We start from the raw sequence: 21,511 nt of genomic DNA, 5'->3' as shown, positions 1-21,511 counted from the left end.
GGCTGTTGTTGCCCCCGTAGGCAAAGGCGCGAAATACAACCAACCCACCCGCCTGGCGGGTTTGCCACGCCCCCCCGGCCTGCTACCGATAGAGGACCGGGGCCGCGCCAGGTACCCACGCCGGGCCCGGGACCCTGGGCACAATGGCAAGGATCCGGCGGTTGGCGGGACCTATCCCATCTCTCCGTCCGGGTTGAGCTGTACCCACTTGGCCATGCTCGGCACGCCGCGGCCGTTGAGCAGGAACAGCATGTAGTAGCCGGGCGGTGCGGCCTCCGCCTGGGGCGGCGCTTCCAGGGTGAGCGTGTCGGCGTCGCGCTTGGCGATCCGCAGGTCCAGCTGCCGCTGGCTGGTGTCGACCGAGTGCGTGGAGGTGATCGGTGCCACCAGCACGGCCCGTTGGACGTCCTCCGGCGTCGAGGTGGTCACCTTGAACTCGGCGTCGTAGGCGAGCGAGGTCTCCGAGACGCTGTCCAGCTTCGGCCGCGGGCCGCGGTGCAGATACGCGGGCTCGTAGATCTCGATGCTGCCGTTGTTGTCGTCGGTGATGTCGGGGTCGTTGGCGAGCTCCTGGAGCTCGTCTCCGGTGATCATGATGCGCCCGTCGGGCAGGATCACCGCGTTGGAGTGGTAGCCGCGAGGCAGCCGCTGGACGGGGCCGAGCTTCCAGTTCCCCTGTTCGTCGCGCAACTCGATCTGGCGGTATTTCAGGTCGGCCTTGGGGTTGTACGTGCCGTTGCCGTAGTCCCGGATGTCAACGGCACCGTTGACGGTCAGCAGGGTGCCGTCCGGCAGGACCAGGGTGTCGTCCTGGGTGCGGCCGAAGGCCCGCGGCTTCTCGATGGTCCACTTGCCGCCGGAGAGTTTGTAGGTGTTCGGGTCGTCCCGGTCACCGCCGAGCACCAGCGCCGATTTCGGGCCGCGGTAGCCGCCGGGCAGCGCCACCGCGGAGCCGTAGTTGCGGCTCATGCCGTCGGGGCGCGGCGGCAGGTCGGTGCGGGTCTGCTTGACCGGGTCGAAGAGCCACTGCTGACTGGCGTCACGGCCGAGGGCGTAGATCTTGCCGTCGCGTAGCGAGAACAGGTGCGGGTAGTCGGTGGTGAACGGAGCGTCCTGCTTGAAACGGTCCGCGGGCCAGCCCTGCGGGACGTCCGTCTTGTTCACCGGAAGCCGGAAGCCCTGCGCGGGGAAGCGCTCCACCACGGGGGTCGGTGTGCCCCAGCCGTTCTCGGACTGCCCGGAGAAGATCAGCTGCCGTCCATCCGCCCCCGTCACAACCGAGGGGTACCAGCGGCCTACCGACAGGTCCTTGTTCAGGTACCACTGCTCGTCCCACGGGTTGAACACCAGCGCCAGCTTGGCACCGCTGCCGCCCTTCCCGCCGAGGTTGCCGCCGAACACCCCGAGCATCCCGTTGGGCAGGTACGCGTGGCCCGCGCAGAAGAACGGCGCCGGGCGCGGGCTGCTGGTGCCGTCCGGCATGTCCACGGTCGGCGGAGTGACCTTCGTGAACGCCGAGCGGCCGTAGCCCTTGGCCGGGTCCCACATCCAGGCCCGCCCGGCGTTGTCCGGGCCGGTGGTGTTGGTGGGCGCGGGCTCCTTGGTCGGGTTGGTCTCGATCCGTTCGAAGGAGAACAACAGCACCTTGCCGGTGGGCAGCAGGGCGATGTGGTCGCCGAAGTCCGGGGACTGGAAGTACTTGCGGAACAGGCCGAACTCCGAAGAGTCGAACTTCTCGTTGGCCGCTCGCTGCGATCTGGTCAGCGCCCGCAGGCTCGCGGTACGGAGGGACTGCGGATAGTCGTCCTGCGGGTCCCGGGCGACCAGTCGGGCCCAGGCGAGCGCCTTGGCCTGGTCCTGGCCGAGCGCCGCGACCTCTTCGGGTCGCACTTCGGCCTGCACCCGCCGGGCGCTGAACGCTCCCGGCATGGCTGCCTTGCGCGCGGCCGGTGCGGGTGCCGAACGGGCACTGGCGGATACGGGGTTGGTCAGGACCGTGGTGATGGTGAGGGCGGAGATGACGGCGCACGCCGACATCACCGCCGTCAGTCTCTTCTTGGACATGACACTCCTCGGTGCACAGGATGGGCATGGGCAAACACAACTGCGGCGCCGAGACGGCAGCCGTACATGGCGCTGTGGATGATCCCCAGTCCTGCCGAGCAGGTGATTAGTCAGATCATTAGATCGCTCGTACGAGGTACGACCGGCTGCTGGACGGGTTCGATGGCGGAATGTCAGAAGGCCCGTGCACGGAAATGTCCGGTGACTGATGCCTCGTCAGTGCGGCGGCGGTGAGCGCGGTTGCGGGCGGTGGTGGCGGGGCGGTGGCAGCACGAGGGCGGTGCGGATGCCGCCCGGACATCCGCACCGCCATCGACGGGTTCGATCAGTCGGTCTTGGGCGCCGCCTGCTGTACGATCTCGAAGGACCACAAAGTAGCCTCGGACGCGGCGGGCTTCGGCTGCCCCTCCGCGGATCCCGAGGCGGAACCGGCGCCGCGGTGCGAGGCCTGCATCCGGCCGGACGCCCACTTCTGGTAGTCCTCCTCGCTGCGCCAGCGCGTGTACACCAGGTACTGGTCGGTGCCCTCGACCGGGCGCAGCAACTCGAACCACTCGAATCCGTCGGAGCTCTCGACGGCCCCGGCCCGCGCGGCGAAGCGCTGCTCCAGGGTGTCCCGCATCTCCGGCGGGACGGTGAGTACGTTGATTTTTACAACACTAGCCACATGACATCCTTCGTCCGGGGGCATGGCCATCCCGCCCCTACTCTCAGTGTCGTGCGTGCAGTGTCCTACAGACGACAGTCGAAAGCTCGTGAGGATGATTCGAGAACGTCCCCTGCGGCGCAGGGTCTCAAGTGTGATGCGCTGATCACAGCGAAGGAGTAGGAGAACGCCGGGTACATCGAGGACATGGGCAAGTCTGGATGGGACTCCAAGGTCTACCGGCCCGGCTTTGAAGAAATGATGAAGGCGGTCAGGCAGCGGCGTGTCGACGCAGTGGTCGTGTACTCGCTCTCCCGGCTCACACGGCGGGGCGCTCTCGAAGCTATGAAGATCAATGAGGAACTCGCGGGTTACGGCGTCCGGTTCGTCTCCGTTGAAGAGCCCTACCTCGACACGTCGACTCCTATGGGTATCGCGATCTTCGGGCTGATCGCAGCCCTCGCCCAGCACGAATCAGACCTCAAGTCCGCGTACATCAAGTCTGCTAAGGAGACGCTGCGCGCGGCCGGTGGGCACGTGAGCGGCATGGCGCCGTACGGGTTCACCAGCACGCGAGTCGCCAAGGGGGACCTGGTGCTGGTCCAGTTGGTGTCCGACCCGCAGGAAGTGGTTCACGTACGTGACATGGTCAGCTGGACGATGGAAGGAGTATCCGCTCGGCGGATCGCCACCTGGCTGCACGAGCGTAACGCTGCGCTTGCCGAATACTTCATCCATGCTGGTCAGGCCGCATGTGTGTACTCGTGCAGGGTGCCGCCGAGCCGTACGCGTCGTCGTATGTCGAGGCGCGCGATCCGCTCTGGATCCTCGATCGGCTTGGGCAGCGGATGCAGAGGGCGGGTGTAGGCGAGGCCCTGATGCGGTCTGTGCGTGTTGTAGAAGGTCTCGAACTCGCGCAGGGCGCGAAGGAGATGGCGCTGGTCCCAGATCAGTGTCCGGTCCAGGAGTTCTCGGCGGCAGGTCTGCGCCCAACGCTCCATGATTGCGTTCATGCGGGGCATCCGGGCGCCGCTGAGGACGACCTCGATGCCTGCGTCCTGAAGGACAGCATCGAACAGTTGCGGGAACTTGCCGTCCCGGTCCCTGATCAGATAGCGGGCCCTGAAGCCTGCGTCCTCGAGGTCCATGACACCGCGGGAGGCGCGTGGGGCGCCACGAGGCCGGTCCTGTACGGCCTTGACGATTCCGCTCTCACGCAGCCGCGCACGCACAGCATCCCGAAGGACTCCGGAGAAGGAGCCAATGATGCGCACCTCGACAGCCTCCAGCACATCAACCAGCAAGCTCCCCAGGAGGATCCGGCGACGCGTCGCCAGGATCGGCATCACCCTGGGTGCCGCCCTGCTCATCGGCGCCGGCCTCGGCGCCACCCCGGCCTCGGCCCAGGACCTCGGCGGTCTCGACCTGAACGCCGCCTGCCAGAACCAGTACAACTCGTACTACTGGGCCAAGGCCATCCAGTACAACGTCTACGGCTGGGCCTGCGTCGCCCCCTGGGACTCCGGCCGCCCCCCCATCAACGTCTGGCAGGAGTGCCGGCGCGAGTACGGCGCCACCTACGACGGAGCGCCCGTCTACGCCACCTACAACCCCTACAGCTGGTACTGCACCACCGGCTGAAGCAGCCGCGGAAGACGACGAAGGCTCAGCGGGCCACGGACCGGTGCGGCGTCAGCGGTCCGGGCCGAACGGTTCCACGGGCCGGGTCCGACTGTTCTGTACTGGGACTCACCCCGTGCGCACGGGGTCCGAATCGAGAGGTTGCCGCTCGACGAATTCCCGGACCTCCCGGCCGATGGGCCGGTCGCCAAAGGTGACCGGACAGGCCGTGGGCAGCCCGGCGCGGTCGGTCCGCGCTGGGCTGCCGTCCGACGGGGCGGCCTCGCAAGCACCCAGACCTCGTGTCAGTGCCGCTACATGACGACGCCAGCTGCCGGGAGCATTGCCTTGCTCTGGCGCACCATTCTCTCGTAGGCGAGGTGGTGCTCGTCGTTCTCGGTCGCGAATCGCAGCAGCGAGGTGGACCAGTCGTCGAACAGGGAGAAGGTCCGGTCCACCATCCGCATCGACTCTGCCCGCTGGACCGTGTCAAGAACCGGCAGGATCGATTCTTCTACTTCCGGTGACTTGATGCTGTGCGACGCCTCCGCCTGGTAGTGCTTGGTGCCGAAGAACTCGCATTCCTGTCCGCCCTGCAACGTGATTCCCTGACAGCGCTCGAAGATCGTTATCGAAACGGCTTCGATGGACTCGACCATGGCGAAGACGACGTGGGTCGGCGCGCCGGACGCCAATGCGGCCAACTCCAGGCAGAGCCGCCGGGAGTGCTTGAAATCCTCCCCCCACAGCACGCGAGCGGCGTCCGACAGCGGCATCCTGCTGTCGGCACCGAGCCTGGCCAGGTCGTTCAGCATCCACTGCCAGTGAAAGTCCTCTTCGTAGGTGTGGGCGTTCAACAGAACCTGCAACGTCTCCAGCCCTGCATCGCCTTCGCCTTTGCGGAAGACGTACTTGTTCAGGTCCGAGTAGCCCATGATGAAGGGGACGACACTCGGGCCCCATGCCAGTCGCTTCTCCCCTGGCAGTGATTCGTGGGCGAGCAGCCGGACGAAGAAGTCGTGCCCTTGGTACTGCTTCCGCTGCTCTTCGATGTAACTGATGACTTCTTGCACGTTGAACCGCCCTGGGTTTGAGAATGGCGTTCCGGATTTCGGACGTCCCGGACAACCGGCTCGGCCTGCGGGGCCGCTGTCATGGCTCCTGCCTCCCTGGACGAACCATGCCTCCAGGAAGTTCACTCCGGTGTACTCGGGATCGGCAGGGGAACACGGCCGGGCCCACCCCAATCCCCCGCCGTCGAAGGGGCGACCGCGCTGGCTCTTCCCGCTGCAGGAGGACGTCACAGAGTCCCGTCGTAGCCGACGATGTCCCAGTTCTGGTTGGCGTTGCCGCCGATGTTGCAGTCCCAGATCTGGAGTTGGGCGATCTGGCCGGAGGGGTCGTCGAGGCAGCGGCCGGACTGGGGGTTGTAGAGGGACTGGCCGATGATGCGCCAGACCTGGGCTCCGGTGCCGTTGCAGGTCCAGATCTGGACGGGGCTGCCGTTGCTGATGTGGTCCCCGCCGACGTCCATGCAGATCGGTAGGTCCGTGGCCCAGCCGCTCTGGATCGTGTTGTTGCTGGTCTCGTAGGACCACTGCGGACGACCCGAGGGCGGGTCGGTCCGGGGTGGCGGCCTGGGCGAGCAGGCGCAGTGCGGCCTGCGTGCTGGAACCGGCCGCGGCGGTCACCGCGACCAGGCGCTGTCCCGGGTCGTTCGGGACTGCCATGGCCTGCTGGAGGACGTCGAGGGGACCTACGAGCGGATGGCGCATCCGGTAGGCCGCGACATCCCAGGCACGGACCCGGTGCTGTGCCCACAGAGCGGTGAACTCCGTGCTGTGCATCGCCAGTTCGCCGATCAGCGCGGCCAGCAGCGGATCGCCGGGATACCGGCCCACGGCCAGCCGCAGCCGGCCGACCGCGTCGCGGGCCTTCTTCGGCCAGTCCTCGTACAGCTCCCGGGTGTGCGCGTCCCGGAAGACCAGCCGCGAGGTGTTCGGACGCGCGGCCGGGTCGTCGGGGCTCGCGGGGTCGAGGTGCCCGGCGAAGAGCGCGTGCCCGCTCCGGTTCCATCCCAGCACGTCGCTGCGGCGGCCCAACACGATGACCGGGGTCTCCCCGAAGGCGTCCAGGAGCTGCCGGGTGGTCTCGCTCATCCGCTCGGGCGCGGGCGCCCTGACCACCCGATGACCGCCGCCGTTGCGGCCGACACCAGCCAGGTCGTACAGATGGCGGCGTTCGGTCGCGTCGAGGCGAAGAGCGCGGGCCAGCGCGTCCAGCACCTCCGTCGACGCGCGGCGCGAGACGCCCTGCTCCAGCCGCGTGTAGTACGACTCGCTGACTCCCGCCAGCTGGGCCAGCTCGTCCCGGCGCAGGCCGGGGACCCGACGGCGCTCGTCGTATTGCGACAACCCGACCTCGGAGGGCTGGAGTTGGCTCCGACGTGCTCGCAGGAACCGGCCCAGCTGTGTGGTGTTCCTCATGGCCTCGAGTATGGACAGCCGACGGTGGCGGGTGCCTGCCCCTGCCAGTGCCAGGCAGCACAGCCGCCTGAGGTCGGGGCGGCCTCCTGGCCTGCCCCACGGCCGACGGGCTTGGGAGGTTGCCCGTGGGGGCTGCCTCCGAAGCGTGTCCGTGCCGATGCGGACGCCTGTCAGTCGAGGGTCGATGCCCAGGCCCCGAGGGTTTCGACGTAGAGCTGCGGGTCGTGTGCGTGCATGGCGTGGGCCGCGTCCGGGAAGGACCGGTAGTCGCATCTCTGTCCGGTCCGGGTGACGATCGCGCGGACCTGCCGGGCCTGGAGGTCGGAGAGGGCTCAGGAGGGTTCCGGTCTCCTCGTCGACGTTGCGGTAGTGGTGGGCGAGCAGGACGGGGGCCTTCACCGCGGCGAGCATGCGGGTGTGTTCGTTGGAGGCGGTGGCCGAGCCGGTCCAGAAGGCGCGGGCCCACTCGGGGTCGTACTCCTTCATGTTCTGCGGCGGTTCGTCGCCGCCGAAGTAGCCACCGGAGCGGCCGGACATCGCGGCCAGACCTCGTAGCAGGGTGTCCCGCGTGAAAATCCTGGTTCGGGCTGTTGACCAGGTCGTTTGTCTTGGCGCGGTCAGGCTGCTTGCTGGTACTCGTTGATGAGGCCACCGAGCGGTTGAGTGCGGCGGATGCGGTTTCCGGGCGGGGTTGCAAGGGCTGACTGGCCCGTCTCCGCGGCTTGGGGAGGCCGTTGGAGGAGGGATTGGTGGGGCGGTGCCGATTGCAGTGGTCGGTGTAGGTGTCCAGGGCAGTGCGTAGGTGCCGCTCGTTCATGATGAGCAGGCGGTCGGTGCATTCGCGGCGGACGGTGCCGACCCAGCGTTCTGCGAAGGCGTTCGCCTTCGGTGATCTTGGCGGGGAGAGCAGGACCTGCACACCTGCGCCGGCGAGGACGGCGTCGAAGGCGTCGCAGAACTTCCCGTCCCGATCGCGCAGGAAGAAACGGAAGCGATCCGGAGTTGAGCGGTTCGGGGACGGCGCGTAGGGGTGCTGCCTGATTGATGGCTTGGTGGGGCCGGTGGGTGTTGTGGTGTAGCTCGAACTGCCGGAGGGCGTGGCGCAGGTGGCGGTCGTTCCAGATGAGCGTGCGGTCCAGGAGTTCGTGGCGGCAGGTTTGGACCCAGCGCTCCATGATGGCGTTGATGCGCGGCATCCGGATGCCGGTGAGCACGACCTGGATGCGGGCGGCTCCCAGGATCTGGTCGAAGAGCGCGGGGAACTTCGAGTCTCGGTCCCGGATGAGGTAAGTGACGGTGGCTGCGGCGTCCTCGAGGTCCATGCGAGGTTTCGTGCGGCCTGGCTCACCCATTGCGCGGTGGGTTGCACTGTGGTGCCGAGGATCCGGACGCGGCGGGTGGCGTGCTCGATGACCGCGAGGATGTACTGGCGCTGGCCGGTCAGGGTGACGGTCTCGATGAAGTCGCAGGCCAGGAGGGCGTCGGCTTGGGAGCGCAGGAAGTCGGCCCAGGTGGTGGCGGCCCGGTCGGGCGCGGGGTCGATTCCCTCGGTCTTGAAGATTTCCCAGACGGTGGAGGCGGCGACTTTGATGCCGAGGGTGGCGAGTTCGCCGTGCACCCTGCGGTAGCCCCACGATGGGTTCTCCCGGACTGAACGCGGGATAAGGATGCGGATGGAGCGAACGGTGGGCGGGCGGCCTGGCCTCTTCGGTCGGCAGGTGCGGGCGTGGCGCTGTTTGATCAGGTCGCGGTGCCATCGCAGCACGGTGTCGGGTTGGACCAGCAACCGGAGCCGGCGCAGGACCTGGCGCGGCAGCGGCAGCGGCATCAGCAGAGCGGCGAGGAAGGCCCGGTCTTCCGAGGTGAACTTCACCCGGTCCCCGCCGAGTTGCCGCTCAGGGACCGTGATCTGGTGGCGCAGGGCGAGAATCTCCGCGTCTTTGTCGCGGTCGCTCATCGGTAGAAGCCGCAGGGCGGCGAACGCGTTGGTGATGGTCAAGTAGGCGAGACGAAGCAACACGAATGCTCATCTTGCCGCGACCGCCCTGCAAGTGCCTGAACTGCGCGGATGACATTCTCGGCAGGCGCACTGCCGGTGGTGGTCAGTTCGTGGACGGCTTGCTCGATCGAGGCCGGGTTCGTCGCAGGGGCCTTCCCACGCCGTAGGTACGGAGGATGACTGCGGCTGGGGCGGGGGTCGTCATGGCCCGGAACCGGGCGGCGGTCAGGCCGGGGGCCACCGTGATGACCGCGACGTCGTGGCGCTGGTAGGGCGCGGGGCTGTCCCAACCCTGCGGTGGTGCGACGGTGTGCCGGTTGGCGGTGCGTGCGTCGCTGCTGCGTACGGGTGGGCGGTCAGCGCTGAAACAGGCCCCACCTGCGCTTTCCCGGCTCGCTGTGCACAGCGGCACCGGAATCCTCTCCTCACCGTGCAACTAGACACTCCACACGATGCGTTGAAGGGCCTAGGTTCGCGTTCGAACGCAAATCGCGCCCCTGCTCATCAGCGTCACCGTCGAAGTCGCGCCCCTGACAGCCCGAGTCCAGGAGCGGGACGCGTGGGCTTGTGTGGGGTGGGGGACTTCGGCAGGCCGCCTCGGGCGGTGTGTCTCTCGGTCACTGTTCACCGCACCTCACAGGGGAACCTTTCGTGAAGCTCACCAAACGCCACGGCTGGGATCGTCGTCAACCATGCATCCAGGGGGGAACCATGTCCATCCGTACTCACCTGCGCCGCACCGTCGCAGGCCTCGGTGTCGCCGCGGCGACAGCCACCCTCGTCGCCGTCCCGACCGGTGCCGCCCATGCCACGGACTGCAGCGCCGGGCGACAGTCGCTGGGTAACTCCGTGCCTGTGCAGTACCACTTCTACGGCAACACCACGGACTGGTGGACGCAGTTCAAGGTGGGCGACCTGTACGTCGGCTGGTACCCGGCCTGCCGCCAGGTCTACGCGGAGATTCACTGGACCACCGTGAACACCCAGTTCTCCGGTACTGTCTACCTGAACGATGAGCGCAACAACTCCGTCGGACGCGTTGACTTCAGCCCGAACGGCCAGAGCTTCTCGAGCTCCCAGCCGGTCTCCATCGACGTGCCGCCCTACGACCAGGGCTCCCAATACGCGTACCCGAAGAGCTTCATGGCCGCCGCGGTCATCAAGGGACACGCCCCGAACACCAACCTCGGCGACTGCTCCACCACGGTCACCGGCAACACCCACAGCTTCTCCACCGGCGCCAACACCAACGCCTTCAACAACGCCTCCTGCGGCTACTACGTCCCCTTCTCCTAGGCGGATCCCCCCAGGGGTGGGCTGGACCGGGAGGGGGCGCCCGGGTGCCTGCGCCCGCCGGGGCTTCGGCTCTGCCAGCGTCCATGGCCAACGGTACGGTGCGGGGCGCCACCGCGAACACCGGCCAGGACACCAAGGATCTGATGCTGCTGGCCGTGGGCACCCTTGTCGCGGGCGGCGGCGTCTTCCTCCTCGGCTCGCGGCTGAAGCGCCGCCGCGCCGGTGACGACGGTTGATGTGTGCGGCGGGATCCGGCTCAGCTGGCGGCGTACTTGCCCTGGTGCTGCGGAAGTTCGTGCAGGGGTCAGTCCGCTGGGTGGTCGAGGTAGAGGCCGCAAGCACACGCCAGGCATTCCTCCGGGCGGTCTTGGCCGATTGCACTGCATGCGTGCGGCAAGAGGGCCGCAGCAGACGTAGCCGGATTTAGTTTCAAACGAGACCGTATCGAATGAAGTAGCCTGGTTCCATGGCCGCCGATGTTCCTCACCAAACCACCGCCTCGCGTGCGACCGACCGCCCCGGGGATGTCTCGCCATTCGCTCTCGGCTTGCTGCTGCGCCGGGCGCACTGGCACGCGGCCGCGGTGATGGGGGAGGCGCTTCGGCCGCTCGGCGTCGAGTTGCGGCATTTCGCGGTACTGATCGAGCTGGTCAACCACGGGCCCACGGTGCAGCGTGACCTGGCGGCAGCGACGGGGTCGGACAAGGCGGGAATCATGCGGGTCGTGGACGACCTGGAGCGGAAGGGCCTGGCCGTGCGCAAGGCCGTTCCGGGGGACCGGCGGGTGCGGGCGGTGGAGATCACACCTCAGGGACTCGAACTTTTCGACGCAGCCCATGTGGCGGCGGAGCCGCTGGCTGAGCGCCTGGTCGCCGAACTGGGACCCGGCGAGCCCGATCAACTGACGGCCCTGCTGACCCGGCTTGCCCATCCCGCAGACGACGAGGCGTAAGCCCGCCCCGTGCAGCGGTTGACCGCCGCGTTGGCGCGCTTCGTCTCATGCGGCTTCCGCGGCGAACCCCCGCATTGAGAGCTGCGGTCCTCGTCGCTACGCTCCGGCCTGCCGACGGGCGGTTGGCCAGGGCTTCGTTGCCGACGGGGCGAGTCGCCGCACGGCTGCCGTGCCGCACACCTGGCCGGTGGTGTGCTTTTCACCCGCGCCCGGTGCCACCGTCGTATCGATGGGCTTCCCGTCGACAGAGCGAACAGCCGGCCGCCCCTCGGCGCCGCGCTGTCTGCCCCGGGTGCAGGGCGCCACGGGCGCCTTCGGAAAGGGCGCAGGCGCCGAGGACGCCGTGTGACATCCTGGGGCGAGGCGTCGCGCGGCGTCTGCTGCCTGGCGGTTACGCGGCGAGGCGCTCCGCGAGTTCCTTGGCCTTGGTGGTCGCGTCCTCGAAGGCGCGCTTGCGGGACGCCTCGTAGAGGGGGACGAGTTCTGACATGGCCGGGTTGCGGGGGGCCATGGTGAGTTCCGGGACGATGAAGTCGAGGTCCAGGCCGAGAGTTTCCTTGAGGACGGCCTCCAGATAGTTCTGTACGAACTCGTAGCCCTCGCGTGGGGTGCCCGGCGCGTAGGAGCCGCCACGGCTGGCGACGACGATCACCGGGGTGCCCTGGGCTGAGGGCGTCTCGCCTGCGGTGCGGCCGAGCAGGAGCACGCTGTCCAGCCACGCCTTGAGGGTCGACGGGACCGAGAAGTTGTACATGGGAGCGCCGATCAGGATGGCGTCCGCCTCTTCCAGTTCCTCGATGAGCTTCACGCGCGCGGCGAATGCGGCGGACTGCTCCGGGGTGCGCTCGGCGGGGGCGGCGTAACCAGCGGACCAGGCGTCGGCGGTGATGTGCGGGACGGGGTCGGCGGCCAGGTCGCGGTAGATCACCGTGCCTCCCTGGTGCTGCTCCTCCCAGGTCTTGCGGAAGGCGGCCGTGACCGAACGGGACGAGGACGCCTCGCCCGGGAACACGGACGAGTCGATGTGCAGCAGCGTAGCCATGGCTTTCTCCAAGGAACGGTGCCCCAAGCGGGAAACCAGGGGCTGAGGATTCGTGCTCGATGATAGTTGCACTCGATACGGTATCGAATGATACTGTCGTGAGTGTAATGAAGATGACCCCGTTGAGCAGATGGAGGTGGGTGATCATGGATGTCTACGAGGCGGTCACGAGCCGACGGGCGGTGCGTCGATTCACCGACCAACCCGTCCCGAGGAAGACGCTGGAGCGCGTGCTGTCCGCCGCGGCCTGGGCGCCGTCCGGTTCGAACCTTCAGCCGTGGCGCGCCTATGTGGTGACCGGTGCGCCGTTGGCCGAGATCAAGAAGCGCGTCGGCGAGCGCCTGGCCGCAGGTGACTCCTGGGACGATTCGGAGTACGAGATGTACCCGCCCGCGCTGAAGTCCCCTTACCGTGAGCGCCGGTCCGCCTTCGGGGAGCAGCGCTACGGAGCACTCGGTATTCCGCGTGAGGACATGGAGGCGCGCCAGCGGGCCGCTGCTGCGAACTGGGACTGTTTCGGTGCGCCCGCCGCCCTGTTCTGCTACATCGACCGCGACCTGGGGCGACCTCAATGGTCCGACGTCGGCATGTATCTGCAGACCGTCATGCTGCTGCTGCGCGCCGAAGCGCTGCACAGCTGCACGCAGATGGCGTGGGCGAAGTTTCACAAGACCGTCACGGAGGTCCTGTCACCCCCGGACGAGCTCATCCTCTTCTGCGGCATGTCGATCGGGTTCGAGGACGTCACGGCGGGTGACGCCCGTACGGGTCGGGCGCCGCTCGACGAGACGGTCACGTTCGTCGGCGGCGGCTGACATCACCCGCCCTCGGCCGACCGGCGCGCCGTTCCTTGCCGGTCCCATATAGCTGTCGATATGCCATATTGCGCACAAAACACGGATGAAAGGCACGTCATGAAGTTCGCAGTCATCGGCGGTACCGGGCTGATCGGGTCGCAGGTCGTCAAGAAGCTGAACGCCGCCGGGCACGAGGCGGTACCGCACTCGAAGTCCAGCGGAGTCGACGTCATCAGTGGTCAGGGGCTGGACGAGGCGGTGGCGGGAGCCGATGTCGTCGTCAACCTGACGAACTCGCCGACCTTCGACGAAGCCTCCCCGGCCTTCTTCCAGACCTCGATGGACAACCTTCTGGCCGCGGCCCAGAAGGGCGGCGTCGGCCACTTCGTCATCCTCTCGATCGTCGGCACGGACCAAGTCCCGGAGCTGGACTACTACCGGGCCAAGGCGCTCCAGGAGAAGATCCTCGCGGCCGGGCCGATCCCCTACTCGATCGTCCGGGCGACGCAGTTCATGGAGTTCATGGACGCCGTCCTGTCCTGGACCGCCGACGCCGACACCGTCCGGTTGCCCGCCACGCCGATCCAGCCGATCGCCTCCAAGGACGTGGCCGCCGCGGTCGCGGAGGTCGCCGCGGGCGCCCCGCTGAACGGCATTCGCAACATCGCCGGCCCCGAGATCTTCACCCTGGACGAGCTGGGCCGGATCACCCTGTCCCACAAGGGCGACAACCGCACCGTCATGACCGACCCCACCGCCGGCATGTTCGCCGTCGTCAAGGGTGACGTCCTCACCGACAAGGACGCCCACCTCGCCGCCACCCGCTACACCGACTGGCTCTCCTGACGCGCTCCACGAACTGGGACTGTTTCGGTGCGCCCGCCGCCCTGTTCTGCTATTGGGCTTGATCCGCTTCGACGGACATCCGAGATCAGGGGTTGAGTCCCCGGAAGGATGTCCACCATGGAGAGCAGGGGAAGAAGAAGCCGCGTCCTCGCCGCCCGTTCACACCGGAGTTCAAGGCCGAGATCGTCGAGCTGTGCCGACGGGGTGACCGCTGTCTCGGTCAGGTCGCCAAGGACTTCGACCTGACCGAGACAGCGGCGCGGGACTGGATCCGCCTGGCGCGGCGTCTGCCTTCAGATCAGGGGGGCGGAGGCACATCAGGGGTGCGGAGGCGGCAGGCGCCACCCGGGCGTAGTGAAGGCGTCAGGACTTCTGCCATCACGGCTACTGCGACCTGATCCACCCGAACGACCGCTCGACGGCCCGCTTCCAGTTGTCGTATTCCGCCTCCCGTCGTCCGGGGTCCATCGTGGGCAGCCATTGGCCGGCCCGGTGCCAGTTGCGGCGCAGGCCTTCCAGGTCCGGCCAGTAGCCGACGGCGAGGCCGGCGGCGTATGCGGCGCCGAGGGAGACCGTCTCCGAGACCATCGGGCGTACCACGGGCACATCGAGCACATCGGCCAAGAACTGCATCAGCAGGTTGTTGGCCGTCATACCACCGTCGACCTTCAGCTCCTTCAAGGCGAGGGGCGCGTCGGCGTTCATGGCGTCGACGACTTCCCGGGTCTGCCAGCCGGTGGCTTCCAGCACGGCACGGGCCAGGTGGCCCTTGGTGATGTATGACGTGAGGCCGACGATGACGCCGCGGGCGTCGCTGCGCCAATGGGGGGCGAACAGTCCGGAGAAGGCGGGAACGATATAGCAGCCGCCGTTGTCCTCGACGCTGCGGGCAAGGGTCTCGATCTCCGGCGCACTGTTGATCAGCCCCAAGCGGTCGCGGAACCACTGGACCAACGAGCCGGTGACGGCGATCGGCCCCTCCAGAGCGTAGACCGTCGGTTGGTCCGTGACCTTGTAGCCCACCGTGGTGAGCAGCCCATGCCGGGACCGTACGAGGCTGGTACCGGTGTTGAGCAGTAGGAAGCTGCCGGTTCCGTAGGTGCACTTGGCCTCCCCGGGGGCGAAGCAGGTCTGCCCGAACAAGGCCGCCTGCTGATCGCCGAGGGCGGCGCCGATGCGAACGTCCGGCAGCAGCGCATGGGCTACGCCGTAGGACTCCACGGAGGAGCGGATTTCCGGCAGCATCGGGCGGGGCACGCCGAAATACGCCAGCAGCTCGTCGTCCCAGGCCAGAGTGCGGATGTTCATGAGCATGGTGCGGCTGGCGTTGGTGGCGTCCGTGATGTGCAGTCCGCCGGCGGGCCCGCCGGTGAGGTTCCAGATCAGCCAGCTCTCCATCGTGCCGAACAGCACTTCTCCGCTCTCGGCACGCTCGTGCAGGTCGTCGACGTGGTCGAAGAGCCAGCGGATCCGCGGCGCGGAGAAGTAGGTCGTGGGCGAGAGGCCGCAGTGCTCGACAAAGAAGTCGTCACCGACCTCGCGCCGCAGCTTCTCGACGAGTGCGTCGGTGCGGGTGTCCTGCCAGACGATCGCATGGCCCACGGGGACTCCCGTCCGACGGTCCCAGACCACGGTGGTCTCGCGCTGGTTGGCGATACCGATCGCCGCGATCTGGTCGGGACCGACACCGGCGTTATCGAGCGCCCGCGGCACGACGCGCTGCAGATTGGACCAGATCTCGATGGCGTCGTGCTCCACCCAGCCGGGCTTGGGGAAGTGCTGCCGGTGTTCCTTCTGCGCGACCGACACGAGCCGTCCCCGGTGGTCGAAGAGGATGCACCGGGTGGACATGGTGCCCTGGTCGATGGAGATCACATAGCGTTCAACCATGGCCGAGCCTGCCTTCGGACATGTTCGAGGTGGGCATGGGGGTCACCAGCGGGCCGCACCGAGATCTCGTGAGATCGCCCGTGCGGCATTGCGTGTCAGGCCGACGAGAGACGTATGGGGGTGGCCCTTGCTGTCGCAGATGCGTTCAACGGGGCCGGACACGCCGACCGCGCCCACCACGAGCCCGCCCTGCCCGCGGATCGGCGCCGCGATGTCTGCTTCACCCATGATCATTTCTTGGACGGCGGCGGCCCACCCGGCATCCCGGGTCTCGGCCAGTGCCCGGTTGAGCCGCTGAGAGGAGACGATTGTGTGCCGGGTGTAGGCCTCTGGTTCGCCTTCCACAAGTGGTTCCAGCGGTGCGGCCCCGTACGCCAGCAGGACCTTGCCGAGAGCGCTGGCATGCAGCGGCAGCAAGGAGCCCACGTCCAGCGTCTGGAACGTGTCGTCGGGGCGGAAGACATGGTGGACGATGAGTACTTTGCCTTCGAGGGGCACGCCGAGGCGGACCGCCTCCCCGCTACGGGCGGCGAGGGCATCAGTCCAGTTGATGGAACGGGACCGCAGTTCGTTGACGTCGAGATAGCTGGTTCCGAGGTGCAGCAGTGCCGCGCCCAGCTGGTACTTTCCGGTCGCCTCGTCCTGTTCGACGAAGTCGACACTCTGCAGGGTGCGCAGGATGCCGTGGGTGGTGCCCTTCGCCAGGCCCAGTGAGGCTGCCACCTCGCCCAGGCCGAGCCGACCGGGGCCCCCGGCGAGCAGCCGCAGGATCGCTGCCGCCCGCTCGATCGACTGCACCGGGCCGGCCATGACGCGATCGTAGCTCTCGGTCCAGGCGCTCAGCCTGTCGACCAGGAGTGCCGACTATGGCGGCGCTGATGGCAAACTGGGAAGATTGTTCACCATTACACCAAAGCGTTCGGTAATGCCGACCGCTATTCGTTGACCGTGGCCGCCAGGGTCCATAGCGTCCGTATCGGTACAAGTGCCCAGCAAGTGGGCGCGGCCCCCGGTGGCCTTTCGGTGGGAAGCCGAAGCCGGCTCAAGGGGTGATCGGTACAGGCAGGTAGCCGTCAGTGCTCGCGGAGGAGGAGATGTGGCGGACCAGCTGAGAATCCCAGAGGTCGGCGGCGCGCTGACGAGGGGCCTCCGCAAGGGCGCGGCGAAGCGGTCTCCGCGCGCGTTCGGCATCGTCGGACAGAACCATCATGCGCGTCTCGCCAGAGCGCGCTCGGTCGAAGCAGGGACACCATGAGTACGGCAGTCGTGAACGGCTCCGAGCGGGCGGCAGTGGCGACGCCGATCGATGCCGACTACCTCTTTCCGGTCCCACACATCCGTGAGGCTGTCGCAACCGTACGGCGGCGGGCACATACGCTCCTGGCTGACTGGGGCGTGCCCGCCGACAGTCTGGAGGACGCGCTCCTGGTGATCTCGGAGCTGATCACGAATGCGATCCTCCATGCCTTGCCCCCGGCCGTGCTGCGGCTGTGCTGGAGTGAGACCGAAGGGCGTCCCACCCTGCGCGTCGAAGTCACCGATGGCGGGCCGGTGCCTCGGCCCCGGCCATGTGCCGAGGAGATGGCGACGCCCGACGAACACGGACGCGGGCTCGCCATCGTCACCGCACTCTCGGTGCGCCATGGCACTCACGCCAGATGTGGCGGTGTCGTGCGATGGGCGGACCTGCCCGTGTCCTGATCGGCCGTTCCGGACCGAGACGCTCGCCAGCGGAGCCACGGCCTGTCCCACGGCGGCTGCCGGCACCGGAGCACCGGCGATGGCGGTGTGTCGCGAGTGGTGACTGCGGTCGGTTCGCAGACCTCGGCGATGAGCGGCGGTCGGACGAGCGGTCGTGGTGCTCATTCCGCGATCCGCACATCTCGCACTGCCCTGCCAAGAGCCGGTGGATCAGCTCGTTGCTGCCGGTGTATCTCGTTGACGGTTTCCTGTCGGCCAGGTCAGCAAAGCGTTGTCGCTTCAGCGGGATTCCGCCGAAGCGGGCGACCAGTGGCTTCCTTCCGTCGCTGCGCTTGACTATGACCTGCGTGCATGTCCGTGGCCCGTCGGGCGTTTGGACGGTCGCCCTGTGTCGGCGAGCCATCCTGGAGACGGTGGACTGATGCTTCCTGGCCAGAGTCTTGAGCATGGATGTCTCCAAGTCCTCCTCTCTGGCCGGTTGTTCCGGCGGTCGGCGGCGCAGGTGCCAAGAAACACATTCGCACTGGGGTCACGCCGCATGTTGGTACTCGTGAAGGATGCCGCCGAGGTGATCGCGTCGGTGGACGTCGAGGTAGGTGAGTTGGCCGGGATCGCTGATCGGTTGGGGCAGCGGGCGTAGGGGAGCGGCGCCTTCGAGAGTGCGATGGGGGCGATGCTCGTTGGAGAACTGCTCGTACTCGCGTAGTGCGTGGAGTAGATGGGCCTGGCTTCAGACGAGGGTGCGGTCGAGGAGCTCGGTTCGGCAGGATCGCGCCCACCGTTCCATCATCGCGTTCCTACGCGGCTTCCGGATGCCGGTCTGGATGACTTCGATGCCCTCGGCCTGCGGGACGGCGTCGAAGGACGCCGGGTAGCGCGCGTCCCGGTCTCGGGTCAGGAACTTCACCTTGGCGTCTGCGTCTTGGAGGTCCATGACCGTGTTCCGGGCGAGCTGGGTGACCCAGGTCGCGCTCGGATGCGCGGTTGCGCCCGGGATCCGCACGCGCTGGGTGGCGTGCTCGATCACCGCGAGGACGTACAGGGTGGCCCCGGTCAGGGTCTTGGTCTCGAAGAAGTCGGCGGCGAGGATGGCCTGGGCTTGGGAACGCAGGAATGTCGCCCACGTGGTGTGGTCGCGTTCGAGTGCGGGGTCGATGCCGTGCTCCTTGAGGATATTCCATACGGTGCCGGCGGCGATCTTGATGCCGAGGGCGGCGAGTTCGCCATGGCTGCGCCGGTAGCCCCAGCTGGAATTCTCTCGCGCGAGCCGTAGAACCAGGTCGCGGATAGAGCGTACCGTGCGTGGTCGACCGAGACGTTTGGGGCGGGAGGCCTTGGCGTGAGGGCGCCGCAGCAGGTCGCGGTGCCAACGCAGCACCGTGTCCGGCGAGACGATCAGCGGTAGCTGACGAAGAAGACGTACCCGGGGGAGGGGATGTAGGAGGGCGGCCAGCAGTGCACGGTCCGGCCAGGTCAGCTTCGGTTTGTCGATCTGCCGCTGAAGTACGGCGAGTTGGTGGCGCAGTGCCAGGATCTCGGCATTCTTATCGCGGTCGCTTATCGGGAGAAGGCGCATCAGGGTGAACATGCTTGTCAAGACCAGGTACGGCAGTCGCAGCAGCGTCGAACCATGCTGGCCTCGAGCTGACGGAGCCAGCGACCCGCGGGGCAAGGCCCCCGGTCGTCAACTGCGAGGCGTGGCAGTAGCGCTCAGGGGACCTGACCCGCGTGGACGGGGTTTCTGGCACTTACAAGACCCACCGGCATTCCTGCACCCGGGGCAGCAGCCATCAGCAGCGTCACGCACTGTAACAACCCGTTAGGAGACCCGGCGAAGCGCACCGCTCAAGTTCGAAGCCCCGCCTTGTCGCCTTGTTGCACCGAAGGTCACGAAGTGCTGTAACAGTGTGCCGATCGTGTGGGCGGCGGAACTACTGCTCTGCGGTGTGCGTGTCTGCCCCTGTCCAGTACCTGTGCAGCGGCCGTCCACACTTCGCTCACCACGTCGATTCACCGAGCAGAGGAACATGCACATGGGTCCCACTCTCAAGACCTTACGAAAGGCTTACACGGCCGCCGTCCTACTGATAGCTGTGCTCAGTCTGGCGGCATGCAACAACACCGTCTCCAGCGGCAGTGCGTCCTCCAGCAGCACGCCTGCCGGTACCTCGGTCACCACCGGCATGTCGCCGCCCGGCGGCGACGGTAACAGCGGCTCCCTGAGCACGTCGTCGGGGCAACAGGGCAAGCCGTTGGGGCAGCAGGCCGCGCATTACCCGTGGATGATCCGGCTACAGCATTCCGGAAATGCCAATGGAACCATCCTCGCGACCTACCGCAGTTTTGTCGGCAAGCGTGCCGAGGACCCCATCTTCGCGAGTACCGACGAGGGCAAGACCTTCACCCGCATCGCGCCGCTTGACCCTGGCACGTCGCCGAACAACCTGTGCTGCACCAGTCTGTTTGAGCTGTCCCGCCCCGTCGGAGCGCTACCCGCCGGCACTCTGCTCCTGTCGGGCGCCAAGAACGCCGAAGCGCGCCCCATGTCGCTTCCCGTCTGGCGCAGCGAGGATCACGGCCACAGCTGGTCCTTCCTGTCCACGTGCTACACGTCGCCGAACCAGGGGGGTGTGTGGGAACCGGAGTTCTCTATCGACGCCTCCGGACAGCTGAATTGCTATTTCTCCGACGAATCCGACCCCGCACACAGTCAGATGCTGGCACGAACCGTCTCCTCGGACGGTATCCACTGGGGGCGGAAACAGCAGGTGGTGGCCCTGCCTGATCGCCCTGCCCGCCCTGGAATGGCGGTGGTTGCTCGACTCTCCAGCGGCCAGTATTTCATGACCTACGAGCTGTGCGGCACCACCGGCCCGGAGTGCGCGGTGCATTACCGGCTCTCTCACGACGGTCGTGACTGGGGAAACCCGGCCACGCCCGGTACCCCGGTCGTCGGACCGAACGGCTGGATTCCGGAGCACACGCCGAAATTCACGGTCACCCCGGACGGGCGGATCCTGCTGGCCAGCTTGACCTTCAACAATCCCGACGGTTCACCGGCTCCCGGCAATGGCGCGATCCTGCTCGTCAACAGCTCGGGCGGTACCGGCCCCTGGTCGGTGATCCCGGCCCCCGTTTCGGCTCCCGAAAACAACCGGAAGGTGGGGCCCTGCACGAACTACAGCCCTGCACTACTCCCGGTCGGCAACAACGGGAAACAGGTCCTGGAGATCACCACGCGTGACGAAGCCGGGACTTGCAGGGCTTACTACGGCACAGGGGTATCCACTCAGTAGATCGCGCCCGCAGGCAACATTCAGCGAGCAATCGGAACGTGATGGTGATCAAGAGGACTGTGACGCTAGGTCACAAATGCGCCGACCTGCTGCGCATCCACGTCGGGCTCTACCGCGTGATGTACGAGATCAGCGACCAGCAGGTCCGCATCACGCGATCCGATGGTGTCCCGCCAAGTGGTAACCGATCGTGCTTGAGATCTTCACCGGCGCTCGGCTGCCAGCAGGTCGAGTGGCACGCTCGTGCCGAAGCCTGCTGGATGACCTCTCGTCAGTCTACGGGCGGCGGCCTCCGGAACCGTGATTCCGGTCGCGAACTGCGCCTTTACCAGCTTGATCGGCTACACCACTTCAGGGGACGGGACCGGGTGGTGGCCGAAGCGGTGTGCACCAATGGGGTGATATTTTCACATGCGTTTAACGCGTCCACATCCCTTGTCGGCGGTCGCCGGTCCGGTATGCGGCCGCTGGCTTGCCTTGAGGAAGACAGGGTTGTGCGCTGTCGCGCCAGGTCGGCGGCTGCTTTCGCTCCGCTCTGAAGTACGCACCCAGGCTTGCACGCCAGTGACGTGTACCTGCGCACGTACCGAATTGGAAGGACGGAAAATCGTGACAAGCACCATGAAGCCCGATGCCGACCTGGTAGCGGCCCGCACCATGCGGCATCTGCTCTACGGCCAGCTGATCTCCCGTGCGCTGTGCGCCGTCACAGAGGCGGGTGTACCCGAGCTGATCAGGACGGGCGGGCCTGAAGCGCCCCGGGTTGGTCGGAGACTCTAGATCGCGGGTGTGACCTGGGGTTTCTTGGTTGCCGTGTAGTAGGTAGCTTCGTATTCGGCGGGTGGGACGTGGCCTATCTCACCGTGCAGGCGACGG

Annotated in this window: 18 protein-coding genes and 4 pseudogenes; 12 read left to right on the top strand and 10 right to left on the bottom strand. The window is 67.2% G+C overall.

Features of this window, described 5'->3' with window-relative positions:
- Window positions 1-171 precede the first annotated feature (171 nt).
- Together P2L57_RS38825 and P2L57_RS38820 are read right to left on the bottom strand one after the other, a co-directional pair.
- A complete protein-coding gene (locus P2L57_RS38825) occupies window positions 172-2,064 on the bottom strand; it encodes a galactose oxidase early set domain-containing protein (RefSeq protein WP_275823109.1) in 1,893 nt (630 codons plus the stop codon).
- A gap of 325 nt (window positions 2,065-2,389) precedes the next feature.
- Window positions 2,390-2,731, bottom strand: coding sequence for an antibiotic biosynthesis monooxygenase family protein (locus P2L57_RS38820; RefSeq protein ID WP_275823107.1), 342 nt, complete (start codon window positions 2,729-2,731; stop codon window positions 2,390-2,392).
- Window positions 2,732-2,917: 186 nt separating this feature from the next.
- On the opposite strand from P2L57_RS38820, the pseudogene P2L57_RS41025 reads away from it, so the two are divergent.
- A pseudogene (locus tag P2L57_RS41025) lies at window positions 2,918-3,232 on the top strand (recombinase family protein); the annotation flags it as partial.
- A 221-nt stretch (window positions 3,233-3,453) separates the two neighbouring features.
- Here P2L57_RS41025 and P2L57_RS38815 read toward each other — a convergent pair.
- The gene (locus P2L57_RS38815; protein ID WP_275823105.1) at window positions 3,454-3,984 is read right to left on the bottom strand and encodes an integrase core domain-containing protein; all 531 of its coding nucleotides are present in this window, start codon (window positions 3,982-3,984) and stop codon (window positions 3,454-3,456) included.
- On the opposite strand from P2L57_RS38815, the gene P2L57_RS38810 reads away from it, so the two are divergent.
- Entirely contained in the window at window positions 3,977-4,351 is a 375-nt protein-coding gene (locus P2L57_RS38810; protein WP_275823103.1) for a hypothetical protein, read from the top strand. The two genes, P2L57_RS38815 and P2L57_RS38810, sit on opposite strands and share 8 nt — an antisense overlap.
- 293 nt (window positions 4,352-4,644) lie before the next feature.
- Here the strand turns inward: P2L57_RS38810 and P2L57_RS41230 are convergent, their stop codons facing one another.
- The 3 genes and pseudogenes from P2L57_RS41230 to P2L57_RS38790 form a co-directional block, all read right to left on the bottom strand.
- Window positions 4,645-6,816, bottom strand: a complete 2,172-nt coding sequence (locus tag P2L57_RS41230; protein ID WP_425574857.1) for a helix-turn-helix transcriptional regulator — start codon at window positions 6,814-6,816, stop codon at window positions 4,645-4,647.
- Between the two features lie 763 nt (window positions 6,817-7,579).
- Window positions 7,580-7,735 (bottom strand): annotated as a pseudogene (locus P2L57_RS38795) (integrase core domain-containing protein); the annotation flags it as partial.
- Window positions 7,736-7,817: 82 nt separating this feature from the next.
- Window positions 7,818-8,644: pseudogene (locus P2L57_RS38790) on the bottom strand (integrase core domain-containing protein); the annotation flags it as partial.
- Between P2L57_RS38790 and P2L57_RS38785 the strand changes: the two are divergent.
- From P2L57_RS38785 to P2L57_RS38770, 4 genes are all read left to right on the top strand, one after another.
- On the top strand, window positions 8,543-8,779 hold the full coding sequence (locus P2L57_RS38785) for a hypothetical protein (RefSeq protein WP_275823113.1): 237 nt from the start codon (window positions 8,543-8,545) through the stop codon (window positions 8,777-8,779). The pseudogene P2L57_RS38790 and the gene P2L57_RS38785 overlap by 102 nt on opposite strands.
- Window positions 8,780-9,526: 747 nt before the next feature.
- Entirely contained in the window at window positions 9,527-10,111 is a 585-nt protein-coding gene (locus P2L57_RS38780) for a hypothetical protein (RefSeq protein ID WP_275823101.1), read from the top strand.
- Between the two features lie 83 nt (window positions 10,112-10,194).
- Window positions 10,195-10,347 (top strand): hypothetical protein, encoded by a 153-nt coding sequence (locus P2L57_RS38775; protein WP_275823099.1) that lies wholly within the window; start codon window positions 10,195-10,197, stop codon window positions 10,345-10,347.
- 230 nt (window positions 10,348-10,577) lie between these two features.
- Window positions 10,578-11,063: a MarR family winged helix-turn-helix transcriptional regulator gene (locus tag P2L57_RS38770; protein ID WP_275823097.1), complete on the top strand. Its 486-nt coding sequence runs from the start codon at window positions 10,578-10,580 to the stop codon at window positions 11,061-11,063.
- Window positions 11,064-11,454: 391 nt separating this feature from the next.
- On the opposite strand, the gene P2L57_RS38765 is transcribed toward P2L57_RS38770, so the two are convergent.
- Window positions 11,455-12,105: an FMN-dependent NADH-azoreductase gene (locus P2L57_RS38765; RefSeq protein WP_275823095.1), complete on the bottom strand. Its 651-nt coding sequence runs from the start codon at window positions 12,103-12,105 to the stop codon at window positions 11,455-11,457.
- Between the two features lie 146 nt (window positions 12,106-12,251).
- Here P2L57_RS38765 and P2L57_RS38760 point away from each other — a divergent pair, with 146 nt between their 5' ends.
- From P2L57_RS38760 to P2L57_RS41020, 3 genes are all read left to right on the top strand, one after another.
- Window positions 12,252-12,920, top strand: coding sequence for a nitroreductase (locus P2L57_RS38760; protein ID WP_275823093.1), 669 nt, complete (start codon window positions 12,252-12,254; stop codon window positions 12,918-12,920).
- Window positions 12,921-13,019: 99 nt separating this feature from the next.
- Window positions 13,020-13,748, top strand: a complete 729-nt coding sequence (locus tag P2L57_RS38755) for an SDR family oxidoreductase (protein ID WP_275823091.1) — start codon at window positions 13,020-13,022, stop codon at window positions 13,746-13,748.
- A gap of 92 nt (window positions 13,749-13,840) precedes the next feature.
- Window positions 13,841-14,146: a transposase gene (locus tag P2L57_RS41020; RefSeq protein WP_372516086.1), complete on the top strand. Its 306-nt coding sequence runs from the start codon at window positions 13,841-13,843 to the stop codon at window positions 14,144-14,146.
- Here P2L57_RS41020 and glpK read toward each other — a convergent pair.
- Together glpK and P2L57_RS38745 are read right to left on the bottom strand one after the other, a co-directional pair.
- Entirely contained in the window at window positions 14,133-15,638 is a 1,506-nt protein-coding gene (gene glpK / locus P2L57_RS38750) for a glycerol kinase GlpK (protein WP_275823088.1), read from the bottom strand. The genes P2L57_RS41020 and glpK overlap by 14 nt on opposite strands.
- Before the next feature lie 42 nt (window positions 15,639-15,680).
- Window positions 15,681-16,448 carry an IclR family transcriptional regulator gene (locus P2L57_RS38745; protein WP_275823086.1) on the bottom strand — a complete coding sequence of 256 codons (768 nt, stop codon included), beginning with the start codon at window positions 16,446-16,448 and terminating at the stop codon, window positions 15,681-15,683.
- 456 nt (window positions 16,449-16,904) lie between these two features.
- Here P2L57_RS38745 and P2L57_RS38740 point away from each other — a divergent pair, with 456 nt between their 5' ends.
- Complete coding sequence (locus P2L57_RS38740) at window positions 16,905-17,339, top strand: ATP-binding protein (RefSeq protein WP_275823084.1); 435 nt, start codon at window positions 16,905-16,907, stop codon at window positions 17,337-17,339.
- Between the two features lie 529 nt (window positions 17,340-17,868).
- Here the strand turns inward: P2L57_RS38740 and P2L57_RS38735 are convergent.
- A pseudogene (locus P2L57_RS38735) lies at window positions 17,869-18,927 on the bottom strand (integrase core domain-containing protein).
- Between the two features lie 445 nt (window positions 18,928-19,372).
- Between P2L57_RS38735 and P2L57_RS38730 the strand changes: the two are divergent.
- Complete coding sequence (locus P2L57_RS38730; protein WP_275823082.1) at window positions 19,373-20,635, top strand: exo-alpha-sialidase; 1,263 nt, start codon at window positions 19,373-19,375, stop codon at window positions 20,633-20,635.
- 609 nt (window positions 20,636-21,244) lie between these two features.
- Window positions 21,245-21,415, top strand: coding sequence for a hypothetical protein (locus P2L57_RS38725; protein WP_275823080.1), 171 nt, complete (start codon window positions 21,245-21,247; stop codon window positions 21,413-21,415).
- Window positions 21,416-21,511: the final 96 nt, after the last annotated feature.

The organism is Streptantibioticus ferralitis (assembly GCF_029223525.1).
Lineage (GTDB): Bacteria > Actinomycetota > Actinomycetes > Streptomycetales > Streptomycetaceae > Streptantibioticus_A > Streptantibioticus_A ferralitis.
The sequence above is the reverse complement of the archived record's forward strand: the minus strand, read 5'-3'. Positions and strand labels throughout refer to the sequence as shown.

Bases quoted from the DNA above. Each gene is read 5' to 3' on its own strand.
- P2L57_RS38825 (WP_275823109.1), bottom strand. From the start codon at position 2,064: ATGTCCAAGAAGAGACTGACGGCGGTGATGTCGGCGTGCGCCGTCATC.
- P2L57_RS38810 (WP_275823103.1), top strand. From the start codon at position 3,977: ATGCGCACCTCGACAGCCTCCAGCACATCAACCAGCAAGCTCCCCAGG.
- P2L57_RS41230 (WP_425574857.1), bottom strand. From the start codon at position 6,816: ATGAGGAACACCACACAGCTGGGCCGGTTCCTGCGAGCACGTCGGAGC.
- P2L57_RS38780 (WP_275823101.1), top strand. From the start codon at position 9,527: ATGTCCATCCGTACTCACCTGCGCCGCACCGTCGCAGGCCTCGGTGTC.
- P2L57_RS38775 (WP_275823099.1), top strand. From the start codon at position 10,195: ATGGCCAACGGTACGGTGCGGGGCGCCACCGCGAACACCGGCCAGGAC.
- P2L57_RS38770 (WP_275823097.1), top strand. From the start codon at position 10,578: ATGGCCGCCGATGTTCCTCACCAAACCACCGCCTCGCGTGCGACCGAC.
- P2L57_RS38765 (WP_275823095.1), bottom strand. From the start codon at position 12,105: ATGGCTACGCTGCTGCACATCGACTCGTCCGTGTTCCCGGGCGAGGCG.
- P2L57_RS38760 (WP_275823093.1), top strand. From the start codon at position 12,252: ATGGATGTCTACGAGGCGGTCACGAGCCGACGGGCGGTGCGTCGATTC.
- P2L57_RS38755 (WP_275823091.1), top strand. From the start codon at position 13,020: ATGAAGTTCGCAGTCATCGGCGGTACCGGGCTGATCGGGTCGCAGGTC.
- glpK (WP_275823088.1), bottom strand. From the start codon at position 15,638: ATGGTTGAACGCTATGTGATCTCCATCGACCAGGGCACCATGTCCACC.
- P2L57_RS38745 (WP_275823086.1), bottom strand. From the start codon at position 16,448: ATGGCCGGCCCGGTGCAGTCGATCGAGCGGGCGGCAGCGATCCTGCGG.
- P2L57_RS38730 (WP_275823082.1), top strand. From the start codon at position 19,373: ATGGGTCCCACTCTCAAGACCTTACGAAAGGCTTACACGGCCGCCGTC.